A 19,958-nucleotide genomic window follows, 5' to 3' on the forward strand; every position below is an offset into this window, starting at 1 on the left:
TATATCAAAATCTTACAGGAATGTCAGCTTGGGATTGATATTTGCTGAATTTCTTATCCAATAGCGCAAAGCGTTCGATTTCACTAAAACGGTGAAATCGACTGTCTCTATACTCTCTAATGAAATCGTCATCTTCTAGATTAAGCATGTTTTTCTCCTTTACCTATCTATTCGTAAGAAGACAAAAAAGATCCAGCCTTGGGCTAGATCTTGATGGATAGTTAGAGCATAGGTGCAAACAACTGGACAATTTCCTTGATCAGGCTTTGATACCGGCTTGTTTTGATGGTGTGGGGATAAATTTCTTGAGAAACTTTAAAAATCTCTTCGAAGTCTCTTTCAATATCGATGATGGACTGCGTCCTATAAAGCAAGACGGCATTTTCATAGTGGTGAAGCAAACTCCGATAGTCAAAATTGATGGTTCCCACAGTAGCTGCCTCCCCATCGACAAGCATTTGCTTGCTATGAAGGAATCCCGGGCTATACTCATAAATTCGAACCCCTGCAGATAACAAGTCTGGATAGGCTCCTCGAGTAACTAACTGAATAACCTTCTTATCTGGGATACACGGCGTCACAATTCGCACATCTACCCCTCTCAGAGCTGCATTTTTGATACTTTCTGTTAAATCATAGTCAGCAATCAGATAGGGAGTCGTGATGTAGACGTAATCCGTAGCTTGATTGATAAGATTTTGATAGACCGTTTTTCCAACCTGGGCTCGGTAGATGGGTTTTGGCCCGCTACTGTAGGGAATACAGAGCCCCATCCCATCTTTTGGTTGATTTTCGAGATGGTATTGGTCAAAGTCGCTAATTTCCCCACGGTTGATATACCAGGTTGATAAAAAGAGTCTAGTAAAAGCCTTAACCGCCGATCCATCTACGCGAATACCGCTATCTTTCCAATAACCAAAGCGTTCGATATGGTTGATATACTCATCTGCCAGATTGACACCACCTGTATAGGCAATTTGACCATCGATAATCATGATTTTACGGTGGTCACGGTTGTTATAGGCAACGGTTAAGCGCGGAATCACCTTATTAAATTTATGGGCTTCAATCCCTCGACCGCGAAGATGAATGGTATAATCACCAGGCAAGGTTGCCATACAACCAATATCATCATAAAGGAGCTTCACTTCTACCCCTTGAGCCGCCTTTTCTTCCAAAATTTTCAAAATACTATTCCACATCAAACCTTCTTCGATGATATAGTATTCGAGAAAGATAAACTTCTCCGCTTTCTTGAGGTCCTCTAGCATCTGGCGCCACATGCTTTCCCCTGAAGGGAAAAAATGGGTATCCGTTCGATTATAGACATCTGCATTCGTGTCCATGCTGAGGAGCGATTTGATAACCCCATAAGCCGACTTGTCCTGCTCTTTTAACTCCAAACGGAGAGCTCTGCTATTGTCCTCTCTATCAACCATTGATTGGAGCTGCTTTAGCTGCTTCATTTCTTTTTTAGATAAACGACGCTCTCCAAACATGATATAGAGTAAGGGGCCAAACACTGGCACAAAGGCTACTAACAACCATGTCACCTTACTCTCAGGATTCATAGATCGATTAACAATCGATACAATGGTCGCTAAGCTCACTAAAATGACTAGGATAATCCAGATAATCGGTGCCATCTGCCCTAGATAGAGAAATAAACCAAAGACGATAAACAACTCTGCCAACATGATGGTAATGCTAAAACCATATTTGGACATGAGTAGCTGCATTTTTCTAGCTGTCATACATCTCCTTCCTTTTCTAACATTCTCCCTCACCGCTTGATAAACTAATCTTTCTACTAGTATACCTCAGTTCAGGGGTAGATAGCAACCGTTTACCTTTGCTCATGCTCCAACCGTTCCGTGTTTGGATAATTGTTACAATTTCAGAGCCAACATATTGACCGTCATACCAGCTGCAGTCCCCATAAGGTAGACGACATCTCCCTCCTTGATAAGTCCATGCTCCAAAGAATAAGCTAAGCCAAACGGTACAGAGACTGACACCATATTTCCATAGTCAGTGACGAGATTGAGGTACTGATCCTCGGCCACACCTAGTTTTTCCATGACCAGAGGAAGAGCACGACTTGCTTGGTGAGGAATGATATAGTCCACGTCTGCCAAGGCTAGCCGTGTTTTTTCTTGAAACTCTTCAAACATGACTGGGATCTTGCGAGCAGATAAGAGGAGGATTTTCTTCCCCTTCATGTCAAACATATAGTTGGTCTTAGTCGCTTCAGAGTACTCTTTTGGTTGAAAAGAAGTCAGACCTCCACGAATCTCCGTATCGTGAGCTCCTTCCGACCAAGTACGTTGGAGACTAGCAATGACCCCTTTTTCCTGATGACTTTTTTGGAAAATAAAGGCTGCCGCCCCATCACTAAAGAGTTCAAAACTTTCTTTTTGCTTGGGATTGAGCCCTAAACTACCAACCTCACTGGATACAATCAAGACACGACCGTATTCGCCCGCCTCAATCAAGTGGGACATAGTCGATAGAGCAGAAATAAAGCTGGTACAGGTCGTATTGATGTCCATTGCTGGAATTGAGAGTCCTTTTGCCACGCGCTCATGAATCAAGGCAGCCGTACAAGGAATAGGCTGAACACCAACTGCACTAGCTGATACAAGGCAATCGATATCTTTAATATCCAAATTTGCATGTTCAAGTGCACGGTGGATAGCTCCTTCTGCCAAGTCGAGTTGCGTTTCTTCATTTTCAACTACACGATAACGGGTTTGGTCTTTAAATTGAACTGTATGCTTTGGAAGGCAAATGCCATAACCTGCGATTTCTACATGTCTTTTTACTTCTGTCATTGTCTTTCTTCCTTTCATAAACGTTGGATACGTTTGAGTTTACGACTAGTATCCCAGTGATAATCTGAAAATTGGATTTGAGGAACTATGAACTCTTTTTGCTGGGCCAAGAGTTGGAACTGTGCCAAAATTGCTGTCTCTACGTCCTCATCTCGTCGGCTTAAACAAACTTCCACTAATTTCTCGGAATGTTGCTTAACTTGGTAATCTCCTACATTCTCCACAAAGAGGATGCAACGTCTGATAAAGTCTGGATAGATCGTTACCTGCCCCCCATCCAGTCCTTCAAAATAGAAGATGTCGTCAGAGCGTCCTTCGACCTTGTCAATCCGTGTATAGTAGGAGCCACAGGGACAAGGCTCCGGATTTTCAACCAAGATATCATTGAGCTGGTAGCGATAAACAGGCTGACTGCTTCGCTTAAAGTCCGTAATCACTGGATAAAAACGGCGGTCATCCAGATACCGCTTTTCCACAAAGATAATGTCTTCGTTGAGATGCAGATTACCAACTGAGCAAGTGCAGGCTAGGAAACCTTCAGTTGCCTGATAAACTTGGTCAATGATGGACAGAGAAAAGGCCTCTGCGATGCGTTCCCTATCACTATCTTCCAAGATTTCCGCCACCGAAACGATTTTTTGTGGGTGAATAGCTAACTCTCCATCCTTGAGGCGCTTGCTCAATTCAATCAACATAGAGGCTGGCGCCACCACAATAGTTGGTTGGTAGCTATTGAGACGCTCTATATGCTCATCTGTATGTTTGAAAATATCAAAATACTCTAGACGAATGAGCGCCGTATTGATGGTCTGATAGAGTTCATTATCGGCTCTCAGGAAAAAGGCGATGCGGTGTCCAAAAAGCTGACCCTTGGGCAACATCTTTGCCAAGATAGCTCCCGCCCACATACTTCGCTCTTTCTCTGTTGTGATAAAGAGGCCCCGATGTCCAGATGTCCCTGAAGACAGACCGACTGCTACTTCGCCTTTAAGTTCACTGAAATCACGGGTTTTCTCACTTTCAATAGCTAAGGATAAGGCTTCTTCACGATCCACTCCTTGGGTGTTGAGTTCGTTGAAATGTTCCATCATAAAAGCTTTGTCCATATGGTCAAAGTCGCTAGGCACCCCATTTTTAAAGTAGGGAGACTCTCGCTTTAAAAAATCCATATAGTTGGCTAATTGCTTTTTCTGATAGCTCTCTACAGCCTCTCGAGATTTGAAGTTATGAAGCCAACGAGTTTGGATAAAGGTTTTAAGAAAGGTTATTTTTTTCATATAAGATTGACTCTATCCTTTCCACAGGGTCATGACTAACAAGCACCTCAATACTGTCCTTTAAGACTTCCTCTAGAAACTCTGTCCCCTTGATATAGTCCACCTTGTTATCTTGAACCAAGGAAGGAATCAGATGCATCTGTTTGGTGTAAGGCAAAAGGTCAATTCCCCAACAAAGATCTGCTGCAATGAGGAGGTTAAAGTCTGGAAGATACAGACAGGCTTGCCCCCTAGCATGCCCGTCAACAGAAGCAACTAGGATACTGCCATCTCCAAAAAGATCACAAATCGGACGATAGGGAAAGGTTGAATCTTGCTGGTCAGCTCTGATAATGGTTAGATTTTTTTCAAAAGAAGTTGGTAGAAATTCCTTGAAAATCAGGTCTTTCAACTTGGGTTTTTGATAAACTTCATACACTTCTTTTGTCAGGATAAAGGTTGCATGAGGAAAGAAGCTAGCTCCTCCCAGATGATCTGGATGTAAATGAGATAGAAGGACATAGTTAATTTCTTCTGGTTTGATTCCCTTCGCTTCTAGCAAATATGAAATCTGGTCCTTTTCCGTCATTTGAACAGGTGTTCCTAGACGATAAAAACCATAGCGAAGCTTCGTCTTAATATCATAGTGATAGCCAGTATCATATAGCAAATAGCCCTTGTCTCTGTGTTTAATCAGAAAGACACCAGCTGGAAAGGTCATCTTTTTATTCTTGACTCCCTTGAATAGCAAACCTGTATAGCTAGTACAGTAGCCTGCTGGGAAATAATCAATGCTTTCGATAATCTTGGACATATTGTTCAATCCCTTCCGAAATACTGATTTGAGGGCGATACCCCAAGTCTAGCTCCGCCTTGCTGATGTCCAGCGTCTGGCTATACCGCAGCAAATAATAGGTATAGCGTGTCAGAGCCGGCTCACCTTTAAGTTTCAAGGTCTTATAAAGAAACTCTAAACTACTGGCAATAACTGAAATAAGAGGAGCTGGCACTTTTCTGTATGTTATCGGATAGCCCAGTCCTCTCAGGGTTTCTTCTATCAAATCCTTAAAGGCTCTTGGTTCCCCATTGGTAATATTATAGACTTCGCCACTAGCTTGAGGAGCCTCTAGAGCCAAGCGAATTGCCAGAGCGACATTTTCCACACAGGTCATATCCATGAGCTGACGACCGTCCCCTATCAAGGGAATACCAATCTTCTGACTGAGTTTGAGAACTCGGGGCAAAATACTGGTATCCCCAATCCCAAAAAGCCCACGAGGTCGTAAGATAATGCTCGGAACATCGGGATAATCCTTAAACAGCCTCTCCGAAGCCAGCTTACTACGAATGTAGTTGTTCAGATTATTTTCCTGAGGTGCATCGCTTTCTTTGATAGCTAGCTGATCTCGAGGAGCAGCATAGATGCTCGGCGATGATACATAAACCAAACGCTGAATCCCCGCCTCCCGACAAGCATCCAGAACATACTTGGTTCCCAAGACATTTGTCTGGTAGAAGTCCTCCCAAGGTCCCCAAACGGTAGAAAGAGCACCCGCATGCACAACCATGTCCATCTCTTGACAAGCCTGAGCTAAGTCCTCTTGTTTGGTCAAATCTCCCTGAAAAAATGCCACAGTAGAAGTTTCTAAAGACTGACCCATCTTGCGATTGCGTCCAAAAGCGCGTACCTGATAGCTCGACTGACTGAGCTCTTCAACAACATACTTACCTAGAAAGCCCGTAGCACCTGTTACCAATACTTTCTTCATTTTTTACTTCTCCTTGTCCCCTAAGAGTCGATGTATTTCGCTCTTCAGAATCTCTGTTGGCTGATAGATTTGAGCTGCGCGACTGAGTTTGTTCAAGTCTGACCAATCATCTCTATCCAACAACTCATCAAAAGCGCGTCCAATCGCTTCTGTATCCTCTCGTTTAGCAGTCAGGGCAATCCCTGCCTCTAAGCCACGAACCGCATAGTCATACTGATCATAGTCATGGGGGAGAATCAAGGCAGGCTTGCCATAGATGATACATTGGTAAAAAATGCCCGCACCGCCATGATGAATCACATAGTCCATCTGGGGAATGTATTCCTTATAGGGAAGATAAGATACCACAGAAACATTGTCCATGAGCTCCTCACATCGGAAGTCTTGTCCACCAAACCCCAGAGTCACAAAGAAGTGGCAATCTGGATGTACTTCTGCCAATTGTTGTGTCTGATAGAGGAGATTGTCTTTGGCCCATGCTAGCTGAGTGCCGCAGGATACAAGGATCTTCTTATAACCTGCATAAGGAGACAAATCGAGGGGATAATTTTCTGCCCTCTCAATCGAAGAGCCAAAAGGTCCCACCCAAAGATAGTGCTCTGGAAAACCACTTTTCAGCTCCAACTCTTTCATCCCAATTCCCAAGATGGAATAGGGTGAATAAATGGTTTCCTGATTTTTCTTATTGTAGAGCTTAAAATCATAACGTTTCAACCGTCCTCTCAATAAAAAGGTTACGATTCGTTTCCCTAAACGAGTCCCTTTTCTTCCCAGCCATTGCTGGACAGATTGGAACGATGTCTTTGGACTGCCCATTCCTCCAAAGAAACAAGGCGGCCCATCTGTCGTTTCAATGGCAAACTGTGTCGCCATAGTGGTAATCCAAGGAATATTCAACTGCTCCGCTACAAGTCCTCCAGAGAGGGTTATAAAGTCCGCAATCACAATATCAGGTCGATTTTCCTGCCACTCTTGGACTAGTTGGTCAGACACCACATTGATCAAATCAAGACTAGCTGACAACTGTCGATAAGCAGAAATAAGGTTTAACTGCCCTTCATTGTTGGCTACACGCTCAAACTCATCTACACAATTTTCTAAAATGGGAATCACCCGGAAGCCCATCTCCTCTGCGACAGCTTTTCGTTGCGGTCCTGTAAATAATCGAATCTCATACAAGGGATCCTTCAACAAGGGTGCGAGTAAATTCAGGGTCGGGAATAGATGCCCACTTAAGGGCACTACAACCACATCAATTTTGATTTTTCTCATATGTCTAGGATAGCAAATTTTTAAAAAAAGAACTACCAAAATGATAGTTCTTTCCAGCATTATTTAGCTTCTTTTTCACTTTATGAATCAGAAGAGTTCTTTGTATAGTGCAATAGTTTCTTCTAAGGTTGGCATAAATGGATTTCCAGGTGCACAGGCATCGATCAAAGCATTCTTAGAAAGGTAGTCAAAGTCAAAGTCTTTTTCTTGGATACCGAGTTCAGTTAGTTTCTTCGGAATACCTACTGTTTCAGACAGTTTCTCAATTTCAGCAATAGCATAGTCAGCACATTCTTGGTCTGTTTTCCCTTCAACATGGAGTCCCAAGGCCTTGGCCACATTGCGAAAAGCTTCTGGTACACGCTTGGCATTTTCACGCTCTACAACTGGAAGAAGCATGGCACAGCAGACACCATGTGGCAAGTTATATACCGCACCGAGTTGGTGAGCCATAGAATGAACATATCCCAAACCAGCATTGTTAAAGCTCATACCACCGAGGAAGATGGCATTGACCATCGCCTCACGCGCTTCAATATCTTGGCCATTTGCCACAGCACGAGGAAGATACTCCTTGATGAGTTCAATAGCTCCGATAGAGAGTTTCTTAGTCACATTATAAGCACCTGGTGTTACCAAGGCTTCAACAGCGTGAGTAAGAGCATCCATACCTGTCGCCGCTGTCAATCCTTTCGGTTTTGAAAGCATAAGTTCTGGATCATTGACAGAGATGAGGGCGAGGCTGTTCTTATCAACCATTACCATCTTGACCTTGCGTTCTTCGTCAGTAATGACATAGTTAATCGTAATTTCTGCAGAAGTTCCAGCTGTTGTATTGATCGCAACCACTGGCAACCCTTTTTCAGCAGACTTGTGGAGACTCTCATAGTCCTGTGGTTTTCCACCATTTGTAGCGATGATAGAGATACAGCTAGCCGCATCCTGAGGAGATCCTCCTCCAAGACTGATGATGAAGTCACATCCATGCTCTTTCAAGGCAGCCACTCCGTCTGTGACGTTCTTGCAAGTCGGATTTGGCTCCACATCGCTAAAGATCACATATTCGATCCCTTCAGCATCTAGTGGTTTTAGAACCTTAGGTAAAATATCGCTGCCCTCGATGAACTTGTCTGTCACCAAAAGGGCCTTCTTATACCCCAGTTCCTTGATATACGGACCTACTTCATTTACAACACCTTTACCAATAAGGTTAACTGATGGAACGTAAAATGTAGCCATATGCTTTTCCTCCTGCGCCTCTGCGCTATTTGATTATTTACCATAAGTATACGACCTTATAAGAAGTTTTACAAATATTTGTAAGCGTTTTAAGTAAAAAGTTAGTAAAGAACGGCCAGCTACTTTTCCAAGAAAAAAAGCTCCAAAAAGATATCTTTCATCTCATTGGAACTTTTACTTAATCATTATTGCTTCGTTAAGACTACTCGGTCAGCTGCCTCTCGGTCCATGTCATCGATAATCATTTGATTACCATTAACCGCGTAAATTTTAACATCATCTCCGATAATGACACGTTGATTTTCTGGCTCAAAGGTGACTTGCTTAATTTCCTTATCTCCATCTGCTTCGACCTCAGTCCATGTACCAGTTTTGCCTGTTACAACAAGAGTGATCTGGTCGTTCTCATCTTTTCCAGTATAGGTACCATCAATATTAGTCGGTTGAGCTGCCGCAGTAGTGTCCTGGCTTGAGGACGCCTGTGGTTGACTAGCACTGGTAGCCGCACTAGAAGATGATTCTTGTTGAGTAGATGATTGTTGAGCAGATGGCTGGGTAGATGCTTGTTCCTTAGGTCCACAAGCTACTAAAAGACTAAGAATTGCTAAAGAAGCAATAGAAAGTGTGAATGTTTTCGTTTTCATAGCGACTTCCTTTCTTTTGTGCTAGTGTATTTCTGAAATCGTTTTCGAGTTTTCCTATCCCCAGTATAGCAACTTAAGTCTAGAAGGTCAACTAATCTCATGATCTCCCACCAAACCCGCTCGTACTTCCGAGATAAAATAGAGAGAGCCCGTCACAAAAAGCAAGTCCTGATTGTTGGCATTTTCTTCAAATTCGCTGATAAAATCACGATAAGAGTCAACCAGTTTATAACCAGAAACATCGCTTTCTTCTAGAGATCCTTGGTAGTCAAAGCCTGTTACCTTAAGTTCCACCTGAGGCAACTGCTCTGTTAGATAGGCTAACATCCCTTGGTAATCCTTGCGCTTAAGAGCGCCAAAAAGGACATGAGCCTGGTATCCTTGCTGGATTTTCCCCTGGATAAACTCTACTAGACGAGTCAAGGCTGGCAGATTGTGAGCCCCATCTAGGTAGATTTGCGGACGAATCCGTTCCAATCGACCTGCCCAATGTGTCTCCTTCAAAGCCCGTCTGACAAACTCTTCTTCGACCCTTTCACCTCTTGATGCCATAAACAGAAGAAAAGTTTCTAAAGCCAAGGCGGCATTTTCTTGCTGATAAACACCTTCCAAACCGATTTCAAGCTGGGAAAAGCTTGCTAGGCTGCTTGAGAAATTTCCAGTTTTCAAGGTGAAGTCTTGCCCAGCTTGATAAAGTTCAACAGCTAACTCTCTTGCTCTTTTTTGACAGACAAGCTCCGCTTCTGGAGCAAGCTTGGCAATGACTGCCTTCTTGCCAGCCTTGAAAATACCAGCTTTCTGCTCGGCTATTTCCTCCAGACTATCGCCCAAGGTCTCCTGATGATCTAGCCCAATGGAAGTAATAACTGCAATCTCTCCTGTTACGACATTAGTGGTGTCAAGTAAACCACCAATCCCCACTTCTAGCAGGACTAGATCCACTCCCTGCTCTTTAAAGTAAAGCAAAGCAATCAGAGTCAGTAATTCAAAAAAGGACAACTGGTCATGGGTTTGCAAAAGCGTCTTTTCCATCTCCTTGACTTGGTTAGCTATACGAACAAAGTCTTCCTCCGCGATCGGCTGTCCATTGATACAGATTCGATCATGGATGCCGATGATATGAGGAGAGGTAAAAGTACCAACTTTTTTACCATGAGCAACAAACAGCTCCCTCATAAAGGCAATAGTTGACCCTTTACCGTTAGTCCCTGTTACGTGGATAATAGGATAAGTCCTCTCTGGATTCCCCAGCAAATCCACAGCTCGCTGCATTCGTCCAAGACCAGATCTAAAGTTTAAACCAATCCGACTATGCAGCCATTCTTCTACTTCAAACATACATGTCTCCTTAACAAAAGTTCAATCAACTACAGCATCAAAGTATGATTACAAATAAAAAACGAGGTCGGGACTAAAATCCCGACCTCTTACCTGGTTAGCTAATCACTAGCTACTATGAATTTCAGCGTGGGCTAAAAACACCCCCCGGACATTCCAACTCTTTCTAGTTTCTAAGAGTTGGGGTGATACAGTCTCCCAGACTTACCAGTTCTCTCTTATTTCAAGGAACTGGGGTAAAAATATCCCCCGGACTTACTTACGGTCTTTATTTTTAGCGTAAGGGTAAAAATGTTCACTGAACATTTTTACTCCTCCATAAAGCTGTTGAAGACTTCTTCAATCATGTTCCATTCGTCTTCTGAGTCTTCTGGGATTGGTTGCAACTCGCCTTCTGTTCCGTCTTCATTTTCGATGAATGAGTAAGCTTGGATTTCAACTTCACCATTTTCATCTTCTTCTGCATTAACTGGCACTAGCAGAACATAGTTTTTACCAAATTCTTCTTTTCCGTCAATAGTCAAAAGAATTTCAAACAAGGTTTCATTTCCTTGCTCATCTACTAGTGTAATCAATTCACGTTCTTCGTGGTCATGGTTGTGATCGTGTGACATAGTTTCTCCTCTGTCTTAAAATTTTCTATCTAAATAATTTTGCAAAATCAGCTGAGCAGCCAACTTATCAATAACTTTCTTGCGTTTGTTCCGGCTGATATCTGCTTGTTCAATCAACATACGCTCCGCAGCGACCGTTGTCAAACGCTCATCCTGATAGTCTACTGGCAAACCAAAGAGTTCTTCTAGCTTGGCACCATAGGTTTGACTGGCTTCTACTCGCGGACCGCTGGTATTGTTCATGTTTTTTGGCAAACCTACTACAAAGCGTTCCACCTTATAGCTGTCAACCAATTCCTTGATACGGTCAAAACCAAACTGGCCCTGATCCTCATTAATCTGGATGATTTCAAGTCCCTGAGCGGTGAAGCCGAGCGGATCGCTAATCGCCACCCCTACTGTTTTTGAACCGACGTCCAATCCCATAATTCTCATAGATTATAGATCGACTCCTTGTCCTTTAAGGTAGTAGCGTACCAATTCTTCAACAATTTCATCGCGCTCATACTTACGGATTTGATTTCGTGCATTGTTGTAACGAGGAACGTAGGCAGGGTCTCCACTCAATACATAACCGACGATCTGGTTAATCGGATTGTAGCCCTTGTCATTCAAAGAAGCATAAACATCTGTCAACGTTTCGCTAATTTCTTTCTTATTGGAATCATCCAATTTAAACCGTACAGTTTCTTCAGTAAATCCCATTCTAACACCCTCTTTCTTTAGAATAGTACTATTATAGCACATTCCCTGACGTTCTACAAATAAGTCAGTCTATTAATTTGGATTTTCTATTGTTCTGTCGCCCCATTTGCCACTCTATCTGCAATATATTGGCTAGGTTCGTTTTTTAAGAGATTTTCAAGACCGATATTTTTTAAATATTCGATCTGAGATGCCTTTTTGACATCCAATACTTGAAAATCATAAGTCGTTGTAGTCTGGATTTCGGTCTCGCTGAGTAGCTTGGTTTCCAGTGTAAATCCTGCTAGTTTGCGTGCCTCTTGGATGGTCTCATCCTTCTCTTCAGCTTCTTGAAGCGCTTTTCGCGTCTCCTCTAGGCCATTTTCAGAGATAAAGGTCTTGAGTTCATCCCCGACAGGTCGTTTTTGCTGAATGGTCAAGGTCAAAAATTGATTACCTTTATAGGTAATAGTCTGAATCTGCTGCGTTCCATTTTCTGACTTCGGCATCAACAGGGTCTTGGTGACAACCGTATTCTTTTCAGCATTGTCCAAAACGGGAAGGTTTGATTGGATGGGGTCAGATGCTGTTGTAGAAGCAGCAGGGGTTTCCTTTTTTTGCCCACATCCCGCAAGCAAAAAGAGGAGGGCAAAACTAGCAATTAGTAACTTTTTCATAATTCCTCACATGATTTTGAAATAAAAGAGAAAACAAGGCCAGGAGTCACTCCCAGCCTTGATGTTTTATAGAGCTGCACGTAAACGTGCTTCTGCATTTTCTACATTACGGACAGAGCGTGGCAAGAAGGCACGGATATCATCTTCTTTATAGCCGACTTGCAGGCGCTTCTCGTCAACGAGAATCGGACTCTTTAAGATCCGTGGTGTTTCCATGATTAAGTTGAGCACTTCATTGACACTCAAATCCTCGATGTCAACTCCAAGTGCTTTAGCGTAGCGGTTTTTTGACGAAACGATACTGGCAATTCCATTATCTGTTTTCGTGAGAATATCTAATAACTCTTCTCTTGTAATTCCTTCTTTACCGAGATTTTGTTCTTTATAACTTAACTGGTGGGCATTGAGCCAGGTTTTCGCTTTTTTACAGCTAGTACAACTTGAGACTGTATAAATTTTGATCATGTACCTACCCCTTTCGCTACATGTTACTATCAGTTTAGTCTATTATACCATAAAAAACATCCGACTTGCGACCTATTTTTAAAAAAATTTAACTTTTTTCACGATTTTCGTACTTTTTTCTTGACAAATTCAATTTATAACCAACTTCTAAATTTTTTGATATAGATTCGTTTCACAACTGTAACACTTATCATATAAAGAATAATTATCAAAAGCAAAAAGAGGAAATAAATTGGTTTCAAAGGGGTTAAACGAAGGAGGTTAGCAATTGCAGAATAAGGAAGGAAGGTCACAAAACTGGCTGCTAGCAAGGTTGTCCCAAGAACCAACCATGACGGACGGCTTTGTAAGAAAGGGAGTTTTGCTGAACGAAGCATATGGATGACCATGGTTTGGGACCACATGGATTCAATGAACCAACCTGTCTGGAACAGGATGATAAAGCCCGTTGCAGACTCTGCTCCATGAACATAGGCTTGACCTGTCGTCATTGGGACAATGACAAAATAGAGCAAGATAAAGGTCAAAATATCAAAAGCAGACGAAATCGGACCCATCCAAATCATAAAGCGAGTAATAGACTTGGCTTCCCACTTATGAGGATGTTTCAAAAAGTCTTCATCCACATTATCAAATGGCAAGGCAATGCAAGAAAGGTCGTAGACGAGGTTTAACACAATCAAGTGAATCGGAGCCATAGGGAGGAAAGGTAAAAAGATACCAGACACTAAGAGTGACAGAATATTCCCGAAATTAGAGCTGACCGTCATCTTGATATATTTGGTCATATTTGCATAGACTTTTCGTCCTTCAACCAGACCTTTTTCAAGCACCATCAAATCCTTATCTAGCAAAATGACATCAGCTGTCTCTTTGGCAATATCTACTGCTGTATCAACAGAAATCCCCACATCTGCTACTTTCATAGAAGGGGCATCATTGATCCCATCTCCCATATAGCCGACACAGTGCCCATTAGATTTGATTTGTAAAATGATTCGTGCTTTTTGATCCGGAGAGAGTTTGGCAAATACAGTCACCTTCTCGACCGCTTGGGCCAACTCTTCGTCCGTCATGGCATCAATATCAGAACCCAACAAGATTTGATCAACGTCTAAACCAACTTTTTCGCATACTGCTTGGGTTACCTTCTCATTATCCCCAGTCAAGATCTTGGTTTGAACACCATACTCTAATAAAGCTTGGATAGCAGGGGCTGCAGATGGTTTTGGTGGATCTAGGAAGGCAAGATATCCTGTTAGAATCATCTCCTTTTCATCTTCAACAGAGTAAGCAAAACCTTCCTTTAAGCCTGTTTTATAAGCGACTCCCAAGACTCGTAAGCCCTGTTGATTGAGTTGGTCTACTTCTTTTAAGATTTCCACTCGGATATCATCCGTCAGAGGGCTAATCTGATCTTGATATTCCACATGGGTTGAAATCGCAAGCATTTCCTCTAGGGCACCCTTGGTTACCAAACTAACAGCTTCGTTCTCATCCTTGACGATGACACTCATCCGTCTACGTTCAAAATCAAAGGGCAATTCATCTATTTTTTGGAAGCTAGTATCCAAATTTTGTAGAATAGCGTGTTCTTTAGCTTCTTTTTCGGTTCTACTGATAATGGCACGGTCCATCAAGTTTTTCAAACCGGTTTGAAAGTAGGAATTGAGGTAGGCTCGTCTCAACACAGACAAATCCAAATCCCCATGTATATCCAAAGGATATTCCAGGACAATTTCGTCTTGGGTAAGTGTTCCGGTTTTATCCGTACACAGGATATCAATAGCACCTAGATCTTGTATGGCATTGAGTTTTTTGATGACGACTTTTTCCTTGGCCATGATAATGGAGCCTTTTGCTAGACTGGCCGTGATGATCATGGGAAGCATCTCAGGTGTAAGCCCGACACCCACGCTCAAAGCAAATACGCCAGCTTCTAACCAATCTCCATCCGTCAAACCATTGGAAAGAAATACGATGGGAACCATGACCAACATCAAACGGATTAAAAGCCAGGAGATACTGTTCATATCCCGTTCGAAAGAGGTGGGCTCGTCATAAGTATTGAGAGTCTGCTCGATCTCTCCCATCATGGTGTCATCACCGACCGCTAGAATCAAAGCCTTGGCACTTCCTGATATCACGTTGGTTCCCATAAAGGCGAGCGCTTCTGCTTCTAGCAGACTATCAAAATTTGACTGACTCATTTTTGACAAAGCCAATTTTTCAACCGAATCACTTTCACCCGTCAAGCCAGACTGTTGAACAAAGAAATCACGTGATTCAATCAAAAGGAGATCTGCTGGTATCATATCCCCAGCACTTAATTTGACTATATCTCCAACGACCAAATCTTCAATTGCGACCTCTAAACTCTGGCCTTCGCGAATAACCGTAGCTGTATTCACAATCATTTTTGAAAGATTGGTCGCGGCTTTGTCACTCCGCAATTCTTGGACAAAGCGTATGCCACCAGAGATTAGAACGAGAACGACGATGATGATAGAGGTCGTCGGGTCTTCTTGCCCAGGCTTCGCCAACCAGACGTTGGTCACCATGGAGATCATAGCGATGACCAGGAGGATGATTGTAAATGGATTGATAATAGATTCGTAAATCTTTTTAAGGATACTGTCTTCTTGACCCTTGGTGATGGTGTTTTCGCCATATAGATCACGATTTTTCTCCACCTGCTCCTCAGTCAAGCCTGTCAGACTTGTCTTATAAAAAGATAGAGTTTCGTTTAAAGGTGTATGAATAGCTGCTGCTAATCTTTCTTTTGTAGTTTTCATTGGTTTCTCCTATCTGCATGAATGATGTGTTTCATACACAGAGACCAATCACTTTATAAGGGCAGAACGACACAAATCAGCGATTGGCTGTGTATGTGCGGTTCTGGGTGGTCGTCAATTTGCATCGTCTGTCTCCTTTCCCTGTTCTAAAACAGTAGAAAATCCTGCCATAAAATGGCAGGATTAAAAAACTAATTATCTGTTTTTTCGTTCAAGCTTTAACTCCATAGGGCAATGAAATGAGCTTAGTCTTGGCCTTCGCGACCAGGACTGTTGACCAACGAGTAGTGTCTCCACTGCTTTGCGGTAGTCATCCGTATCCCTATGGTAGCCTCACCTACCGTTTTCGTCTATCAGTATAAACCTTTAAAATATAAAAGTCAATGATTTATCATAATTTTCTTAAATAACAATTAATTCCTTCGGTGCTAGAGTCAACAATTCGCAACCGTTATCTGTAATTAAGATATCATCTTCAATACGAACCCCGTATTTACCTTCAATATAAATACCTGGTTCATCAGTCAAGACCATACCAGACTTAATGACTTCTTTGGAAGTTTGACTAAAGTAGGGTTCCTCATGGATATCCAGTCCGATACCATGGCCAATACCGTGAGTAAAGTAGTCGCCATAGCCTGCATCGATAATAATATCACGAGGGATTTTGTCAAAGTCTCGGAAACCTAAGCCATCCTTAGCTTGATCAATCAAGGCTTGGTTGGCTTTCAGGACAGTATTGTAAATCTCTGCCTGCTCGTCACTGACATGGCCTAGGTAGATGGTACGTGTCATATCGCTGACATAGTGATCGTAGAGACAGCCGAAGTCCATGGTGATGGCTTCTCCCGCTTCAACTGGTTTGTGCATTGGATGGGCATGGGGTTTGGAAGAGTTGATACCACTTGCTAGGATTGTGTCAAAGGATAAGCCAAATGCTCCTAGCTCCCGCATACGGAAGTCAAGGAAGTTGGCAATTTCGATCTCAGTCTTTCCAGGTTTGATAAAGTCAAGCGCATCGCGAAAAGCTTGATCTGAGATGGAACATGCCTTACGAATAGTCGCAATCTCCGCTTCATCCTTAATCATACGAAGTGCTTCTACAAACTGAGTCTGTGGAAGCAAGTTGATCCCTGCAAACGCTGCCTGCATACGGTGGTAATAAGAGACCGAAATCTCGTCCTCAAAACCGATACGAGACAAGCCCATATCCTTAACAATGCCTGCAATAACAGCCAATTCATCGCGGTCAGCCACAATCTCAAAACCTGTCACTTCTTGCTTAGCAGCAATGATATAGCGAGAGTCTGTCACCAAGACCTGACGGTCACGGCTGATAAAGACTGTTCCATTTGAACCCCAAAAACCAGTCAGGTAATAGACGTTTTTAAGGTTGTTGATGATGATACCATCTAGTTTTTTTTCTTGCATTTTAGCTAGAAATGCTTGCACACGTTTATTCATGATGTAACTTTCCTTTCAAATAGTGTCCTGTGTAGCTGGCTTCATTGGCCGCTACTTCCTCTGGTGTTCCTGTTGCGATGATGGTTCCACCACCGACACCGCCCTCAGGTCCCAAATCAATAATATGGTCTGCCGTCTTGATGACATCCAGATTGTGCTCGATAACGAGGACGGTATTGCCATCGTCAACAAAGCGAGCCAAGACTTTAAGCAAGCGAGCGATATCCTCAGTATGAAGCCCTGTCGTCGGCTCATCCAGAATGTAGAAAGATTTTCCTGTCGAGCGTTTATGGAGTTCGCTAGCCAACTTCATACGCTGAGCTTCTCCTCCAGAAAGGGTAGTAGCCGGTTGCCCTAGCGTCACATAGCCCAGCCCCACATCCTTGATGGTCTGAAGTTTGCGTTGAATTTTCGGAATGTGTTGGAAAAATTCCACCGCATCATTAACCGTCATATCCAAAACCTGCGAGATATTTTTTTCCTTGTAGTGAACTTCAAGGGTTTCACTGTTGTAGCGGGTTCCGTGGCAGACTTCACAAGCCACGTAAACATCTGGTAAGAAGTGCATCTCAATCTTGATAATCCCGTCACCTGAGCAGGCTTCACAACGACCACCCTTGACGTTGAAACTGAAACGGCCCTTCTTGTAGCCTCGAATCTTGGCCTCATTTGTCTGGGCAAAGAGGTCACGGATGTCGTCAAAAACTCCTGTATAGGTAGCAGGGTTAGACCTTGGAGTCCGTCCGATAGGGCTCTGGTCAATGTCAATCAAGCGGTCTACATGCTCAATCCCTGTAATCGTCTTAAACTTACCAGGTTTGTCTGAATTGCGGTTTAGTTTCTGGGCAATGGCTTTTTTGAGGATGCTGTTGATTAAGGTCGACTTCCCTGAGCCTGACACCCCCGTCACTGCAATGAATTTTCCTAGTGGGAAGCGAGCGGTGATATTTTGCAAGTTGTTCTCACGCGCTCCCGTCACCTCGATAAAGCGACCATTTCCGGAACGGCGCTCTGCTGGCACTGGAATCGCTCTTTTTCCTGACAAGTACTGACCAGTGATAGATTTGCTGTTGCGAGCCACCTGCTTGGGCGTTCCTGCAGCAACAATCTCGCCACCAAAAACACCGGCACCGGGACCAACGTCAATCAGATAATCCGCCTCGCGCATGGTATCTTCATCGTGTTCCACCACGATGAGAGTATTGCCCAAGTCACGCATCTTTTTCAGACTAGCAATCAGGCGGTCATTGTCCCTCTGGTGAAGACCAATGGACGGCTCATCCAGGATATAAAGGACACCTGAGAGGTTGGAACCAATCTGGGTTGCCAAGCGAATACGCTGACTTTCCCCGCCTGAAAGGGTTCCTGCTGATCGAGATAGGGTCAGATAGTTTAGACCCACGTTATTAAGGAAGGTCAAACGGTCCTTGATTTCCTTGAGAATGGGACGGGCGATGATGGCTTCATTTTCAGACAGAGTCAACTGGCTGACCAACTCCAAGTGATCGGCGATTGAGAGGTCTGAAATCTCTCCGATATGTGGTCCTTGCTCCCCACCTACACGGACAGACAAGGCCTGGTCATTGAGACGGTAGCCATGGCAAGTTCCGCAGGTCAGCTCATTCATGTAGAGACGCATCTGGGTGCGCGTATAATCACTATTGGTTTCATGGTAACGACGCTTGATATTATTGACAACTCCCTCAAAAGGAATGTCAATATCGCGCACACCACCAAATTCATTCTCATAGTGGAAATGGAATTCCTTGCCATCTGAACCATAGAGAATCAAGTCCTTATCCGCTTCTGACAGGTCCTCAAAAGGCCTGTCCATATCCACACCAAAGGCTGTCATGGCTTGTTCCAACATGTTTGGATAGTAGTTAGAGGAAATAGGATTCCAAGGTGATAGCGCCCCTTCACGAAGTGTCTTGCTGGTATCTGGCACTACCAAATCAGTATCCACTTCCAGCTTGATTCCCAAACCATCACACTCACTACAAGAACCAAAAGGTGCATTGAAGGAGAAAAGACGAGGCTCTAACTCTGGCACGGTAAAACCACAAACTGGACATGCATAATGCTCTGAAAAGAGTAACTCGGAGCCATCCATAGTATCAATGACCACATAGCCTTCTGCAATCCGAAGAGCCGCCTCAACGGAGTCAAAGAGACGACTACGAATGCCCTCCTTGATGACAATACGGTCAACCACGACATCAATATTGTGTTGCTTGCTCTTGGACAACTCTGGCACTTCGGTCACATCATAGACTTCCCCATCCACACGGACACGAACATAACCGTCTTTCTGAACCTTCTCGATAACACTTTTATGTTGGCCTTTTTTCTTACGAATGACAGGGGCCAAGATTTGCAAACGTTGGCGTTCTGGCAGCTCCAAAACCTTATCCACAATTTGCTCCACAGAAGAAGCCTTGATAGCCCCATGCCCGTTGATACAGTAAGGCGTCCCCACACGTGCGTAGAGGAGACGTAAATAATCATTGATTTCAGTCGTGGTTCCCACGGTCGAACGAGGGTTTTTGCTGGTGGTTTTCTGGTCGATGGAAATAGCTGGGCTGAGACCATCAATAGCATCCACATCTGGTTTTTCCATATTGCCCAAAAACTGGCGAGCGTAGGCTGACAAACTCTCCACATAACGACGTTGGCCCTCAGCATAGAGGGTATCAAAGGCCAGACTGGATTTCCCAGAACCTGACAAACCAGTCACAACAACTAGCTTGTCTCTTGGAATCTCCACATCGATATTTTTTAAGTTATGGGCACGAGCCCCATGAATCACAATTTTATCTTGCATCTTTGTTCTTTCTAGTCCATTATTGCTTTCCATTATACCAAAAAAAGTGAAATTCTATTACCCAAAAAGCTGTTTTTATAGTA

General features: G+C 43.3%; 18 protein-coding genes and 1 riboswitch. All 18 genes read right to left on the reverse strand.

All coding sequences use genetic code 11. From position 1 onward, the window contains the following. Positions 1-4: 4 nt before the first annotated feature. On the reverse strand, positions 5-148 hold the full coding sequence (locus DB729_RS09445) for a hypothetical protein (protein ID WP_165442217.1): 144 nt from the start codon (positions 146-148) through the stop codon (positions 5-7). A 73-nt stretch (positions 149-221) separates the two neighbouring features. Further along, positions 222-1,754, reverse strand: a complete 1,533-nt coding sequence (gene cls / locus DB729_RS02625) for a cardiolipin synthase (RefSeq protein WP_109289595.1) — start codon at positions 1,752-1,754, stop codon at positions 222-224. A gap of 135 nt (positions 1,755-1,889) precedes the next feature. Beyond that, positions 1,890-2,834 carry a 3-oxoacyl-[acyl-carrier-protein] synthase III C-terminal domain-containing protein gene (locus DB729_RS02630; RefSeq protein WP_109289594.1) on the reverse strand — a complete coding sequence of 315 codons (945 nt, stop codon included), beginning with the start codon at positions 2,832-2,834 and terminating at the stop codon, positions 1,890-1,892. Between the two features lie 14 nt (positions 2,835-2,848). Beyond that, positions 2,849-4,111, reverse strand: a complete 1,263-nt coding sequence (locus tag DB729_RS02635; protein ID WP_109289593.1) for a F390 synthetase-related protein — start codon at positions 4,109-4,111, stop codon at positions 2,849-2,851. Further along, positions 4,089-4,904 carry an MBL fold metallo-hydrolase gene (locus DB729_RS02640; protein WP_000034628.1) on the reverse strand — a complete coding sequence of 272 codons (816 nt, stop codon included), beginning with the start codon at positions 4,902-4,904 and terminating at the stop codon, positions 4,089-4,091. The genes DB729_RS02635 and DB729_RS02640 overlap by 23 nt, the downstream gene beginning before the upstream one ends. Continuing rightward, a complete protein-coding gene (locus DB729_RS02645; protein ID WP_109289592.1) occupies positions 4,879-5,859 on the reverse strand; it encodes an NAD-dependent epimerase/dehydratase family protein in 981 nt (326 codons plus the stop codon). The genes DB729_RS02640 and DB729_RS02645 overlap by 26 nt, the downstream gene beginning before the upstream one ends. Before the next feature lie 3 nt (positions 5,860-5,862). Then, positions 5,863-7,131: a glycosyltransferase gene (locus DB729_RS02650; RefSeq protein WP_109289828.1), complete on the reverse strand. Its 1,269-nt coding sequence runs from the start codon at positions 7,129-7,131 to the stop codon at positions 5,863-5,865. Positions 7,132-7,218: 87 nt separating this feature from the next. Beyond that, positions 7,219-8,370 (reverse strand): iron-containing alcohol dehydrogenase, encoded by a 1,152-nt coding sequence (locus tag DB729_RS02655; RefSeq protein ID WP_109289591.1) that lies wholly within the window; start codon positions 8,368-8,370, stop codon positions 7,219-7,221. 185 nt (positions 8,371-8,555) lie between these two features. Further along, positions 8,556-9,014 carry an SP_0198 family lipoprotein gene (locus DB729_RS02660; RefSeq protein ID WP_000853139.1) on the reverse strand — a complete coding sequence of 153 codons (459 nt, stop codon included), beginning with the start codon at positions 9,012-9,014 and terminating at the stop codon, positions 8,556-8,558. An 87-nt stretch (positions 9,015-9,101) separates the two neighbouring features. Continuing rightward, the gene (locus DB729_RS02665; protein ID WP_084939986.1) at positions 9,102-10,352 is read right to left on the reverse strand and encodes a bifunctional folylpolyglutamate synthase/dihydrofolate synthase; all 1,251 of its coding nucleotides are present in this window, start codon (positions 10,350-10,352) and stop codon (positions 9,102-9,104) included. 308 nt (positions 10,353-10,660) lie between these two features. Next, complete coding sequence (locus DB729_RS02670; RefSeq protein ID WP_000017624.1) at positions 10,661-10,966, reverse strand: DUF1292 domain-containing protein; 306 nt, start codon at positions 10,964-10,966, stop codon at positions 10,661-10,663. Positions 10,967-10,981: 15 nt separating this feature from the next. Further along, positions 10,982-11,401, reverse strand: coding sequence for a Holliday junction resolvase RuvX (gene ruvX, locus DB729_RS02675; RefSeq protein ID WP_109289590.1), 420 nt, complete (start codon positions 11,399-11,401; stop codon positions 10,982-10,984). A gap of 3 nt (positions 11,402-11,404) precedes the next feature. Further along, complete coding sequence (locus tag DB729_RS02680; protein ID WP_000507059.1) at positions 11,405-11,671, reverse strand: IreB family regulatory phosphoprotein; 267 nt, start codon at positions 11,669-11,671, stop codon at positions 11,405-11,407. A gap of 86 nt (positions 11,672-11,757) precedes the next feature. Then, positions 11,758-12,327, reverse strand: coding sequence for an SP0191 family lipoprotein (locus DB729_RS02685; protein WP_084852776.1), 570 nt, complete (start codon positions 12,325-12,327; stop codon positions 11,758-11,760). 66 nt (positions 12,328-12,393) lie between these two features. Beyond that, the gene (spx, locus tag DB729_RS02690) at positions 12,394-12,792 is read right to left on the reverse strand and encodes a transcriptional regulator Spx (RefSeq protein WP_000591165.1); all 399 of its coding nucleotides are present in this window, start codon (positions 12,790-12,792) and stop codon (positions 12,394-12,396) included. A 134-nt stretch (positions 12,793-12,926) separates the two neighbouring features. Further along, complete coding sequence (mgtA, locus tag DB729_RS02700; RefSeq protein ID WP_109289589.1) at positions 12,927-15,587, reverse strand: magnesium-translocating P-type ATPase; 2,661 nt, start codon at positions 15,585-15,587, stop codon at positions 12,927-12,929. A gap of 195 nt (positions 15,588-15,782) precedes the next feature. Then, positions 15,783-15,934: riboswitch (M-box (ykoK) riboswitch) on the reverse strand. A 55-nt stretch (positions 15,935-15,989) separates the two neighbouring features. After that, the gene (locus DB729_RS02705; protein WP_109289588.1) at positions 15,990-17,051 is read right to left on the reverse strand and encodes a M24 family metallopeptidase; all 1,062 of its coding nucleotides are present in this window, start codon (positions 17,049-17,051) and stop codon (positions 15,990-15,992) included. Then, on the reverse strand, positions 17,044-19,875 hold the full coding sequence (gene uvrA / locus DB729_RS02710; RefSeq protein WP_109289587.1) for an excinuclease ABC subunit UvrA: 2,832 nt from the start codon (positions 19,873-19,875) through the stop codon (positions 17,044-17,046). The genes DB729_RS02705 and uvrA overlap by 8 nt, the downstream gene beginning before the upstream one ends. Between the last annotated feature and the right edge of the window lie 83 nt (positions 19,876-19,958).

It is taken from the genome of Streptococcus halitosis (genome assembly GCF_003143695.2).
In the GTDB taxonomy this organism is placed as follows: Bacteria; Bacillota; Bacilli; order Lactobacillales; family Streptococcaceae; genus Streptococcus; species Streptococcus halitosis.

Bases quoted from the DNA above. Each gene is read 5' to 3' on its own strand.
- DB729_RS02665 (WP_084939986.1), bottom strand. From the start codon at position 10,352: ATGTTTGAAGTAGAAGAATGGCTGCATAGTCGGATTGGTTTAAACTTT.
- DB729_RS02685 (WP_084852776.1), bottom strand. From the start codon at position 12,327: ATGAAAAAGTTACTAATTGCTAGTTTTGCCCTCCTCTTTTTGCTTGCG.
- ruvX (WP_109289590.1), bottom strand. From the start codon at position 11,401: ATGAGAATTATGGGATTGGACGTCGGTTCAAAAACAGTAGGGGTGGCG.
- uvrA (WP_109289587.1), bottom strand. From the start codon at position 19,875: ATGCAAGATAAAATTGTGATTCATGGGGCTCGTGCCCATAACTTAAAA.
- DB729_RS02680 (WP_000507059.1), bottom strand. From the start codon at position 11,671: ATGGGATTTACTGAAGAAACTGTACGGTTTAAATTGGATGATTCCAAT.
- DB729_RS02630 (WP_109289594.1), bottom strand. From the start codon at position 2,834: ATGACAGAAGTAAAAAGACATGTAGAAATCGCAGGTTATGGCATTTGC.
- mgtA (WP_109289589.1), bottom strand. From the start codon at position 15,587: ATGAAAACTACAAAAGAAAGATTAGCAGCAGCTATTCATACACCTTTA.
- DB729_RS02640 (WP_000034628.1), bottom strand. From the start codon at position 4,904: ATGTCCAAGATTATCGAAAGCATTGATTATTTCCCAGCAGGCTACTGT.
- DB729_RS02645 (WP_109289592.1), bottom strand. From the start codon at position 5,859: ATGAAGAAAGTATTGGTAACAGGTGCTACGGGCTTTCTAGGTAAGTAT.
- DB729_RS02705 (WP_109289588.1), bottom strand. From the start codon at position 17,051: ATGAATAAACGTGTGCAAGCATTTCTAGCTAAAATGCAAGAAAAAAAA.
- DB729_RS09445 (WP_165442217.1), bottom strand. From the start codon at position 148: ATGCTTAATCTAGAAGATGACGATTTCATTAGAGAGTATAGAGACAGT.
- DB729_RS02670 (WP_000017624.1), bottom strand. From the start codon at position 10,966: ATGTCACACGATCACAACCATGACCACGAAGAACGTGAATTGATTACA.
- DB729_RS02650 (WP_109289828.1), bottom strand. From the start codon at position 7,131: ATGAGAAAAATCAAAATTGATGTGGTTGTAGTGCCCTTAAGTGGGCAT.
- DB729_RS02635 (WP_109289593.1), bottom strand. From the start codon at position 4,111: ATGAAAAAAATAACCTTTCTTAAAACCTTTATCCAAACTCGTTGGCTT.
- spx (WP_000591165.1), bottom strand. From the start codon at position 12,792: ATGATCAAAATTTATACAGTCTCAAGTTGTACTAGCTGTAAAAAAGCG.
- cls (WP_109289595.1), bottom strand. From the start codon at position 1,754: ATGACAGCTAGAAAAATGCAGCTACTCATGTCCAAATATGGTTTTAGC.
- DB729_RS02655 (WP_109289591.1), bottom strand. From the start codon at position 8,370: ATGGCTACATTTTACGTTCCATCAGTTAACCTTATTGGTAAAGGTGTT.
- DB729_RS02660 (WP_000853139.1), bottom strand. From the start codon at position 9,014: ATGAAAACGAAAACATTCACACTTTCTATTGCTTCTTTAGCAATTCTT.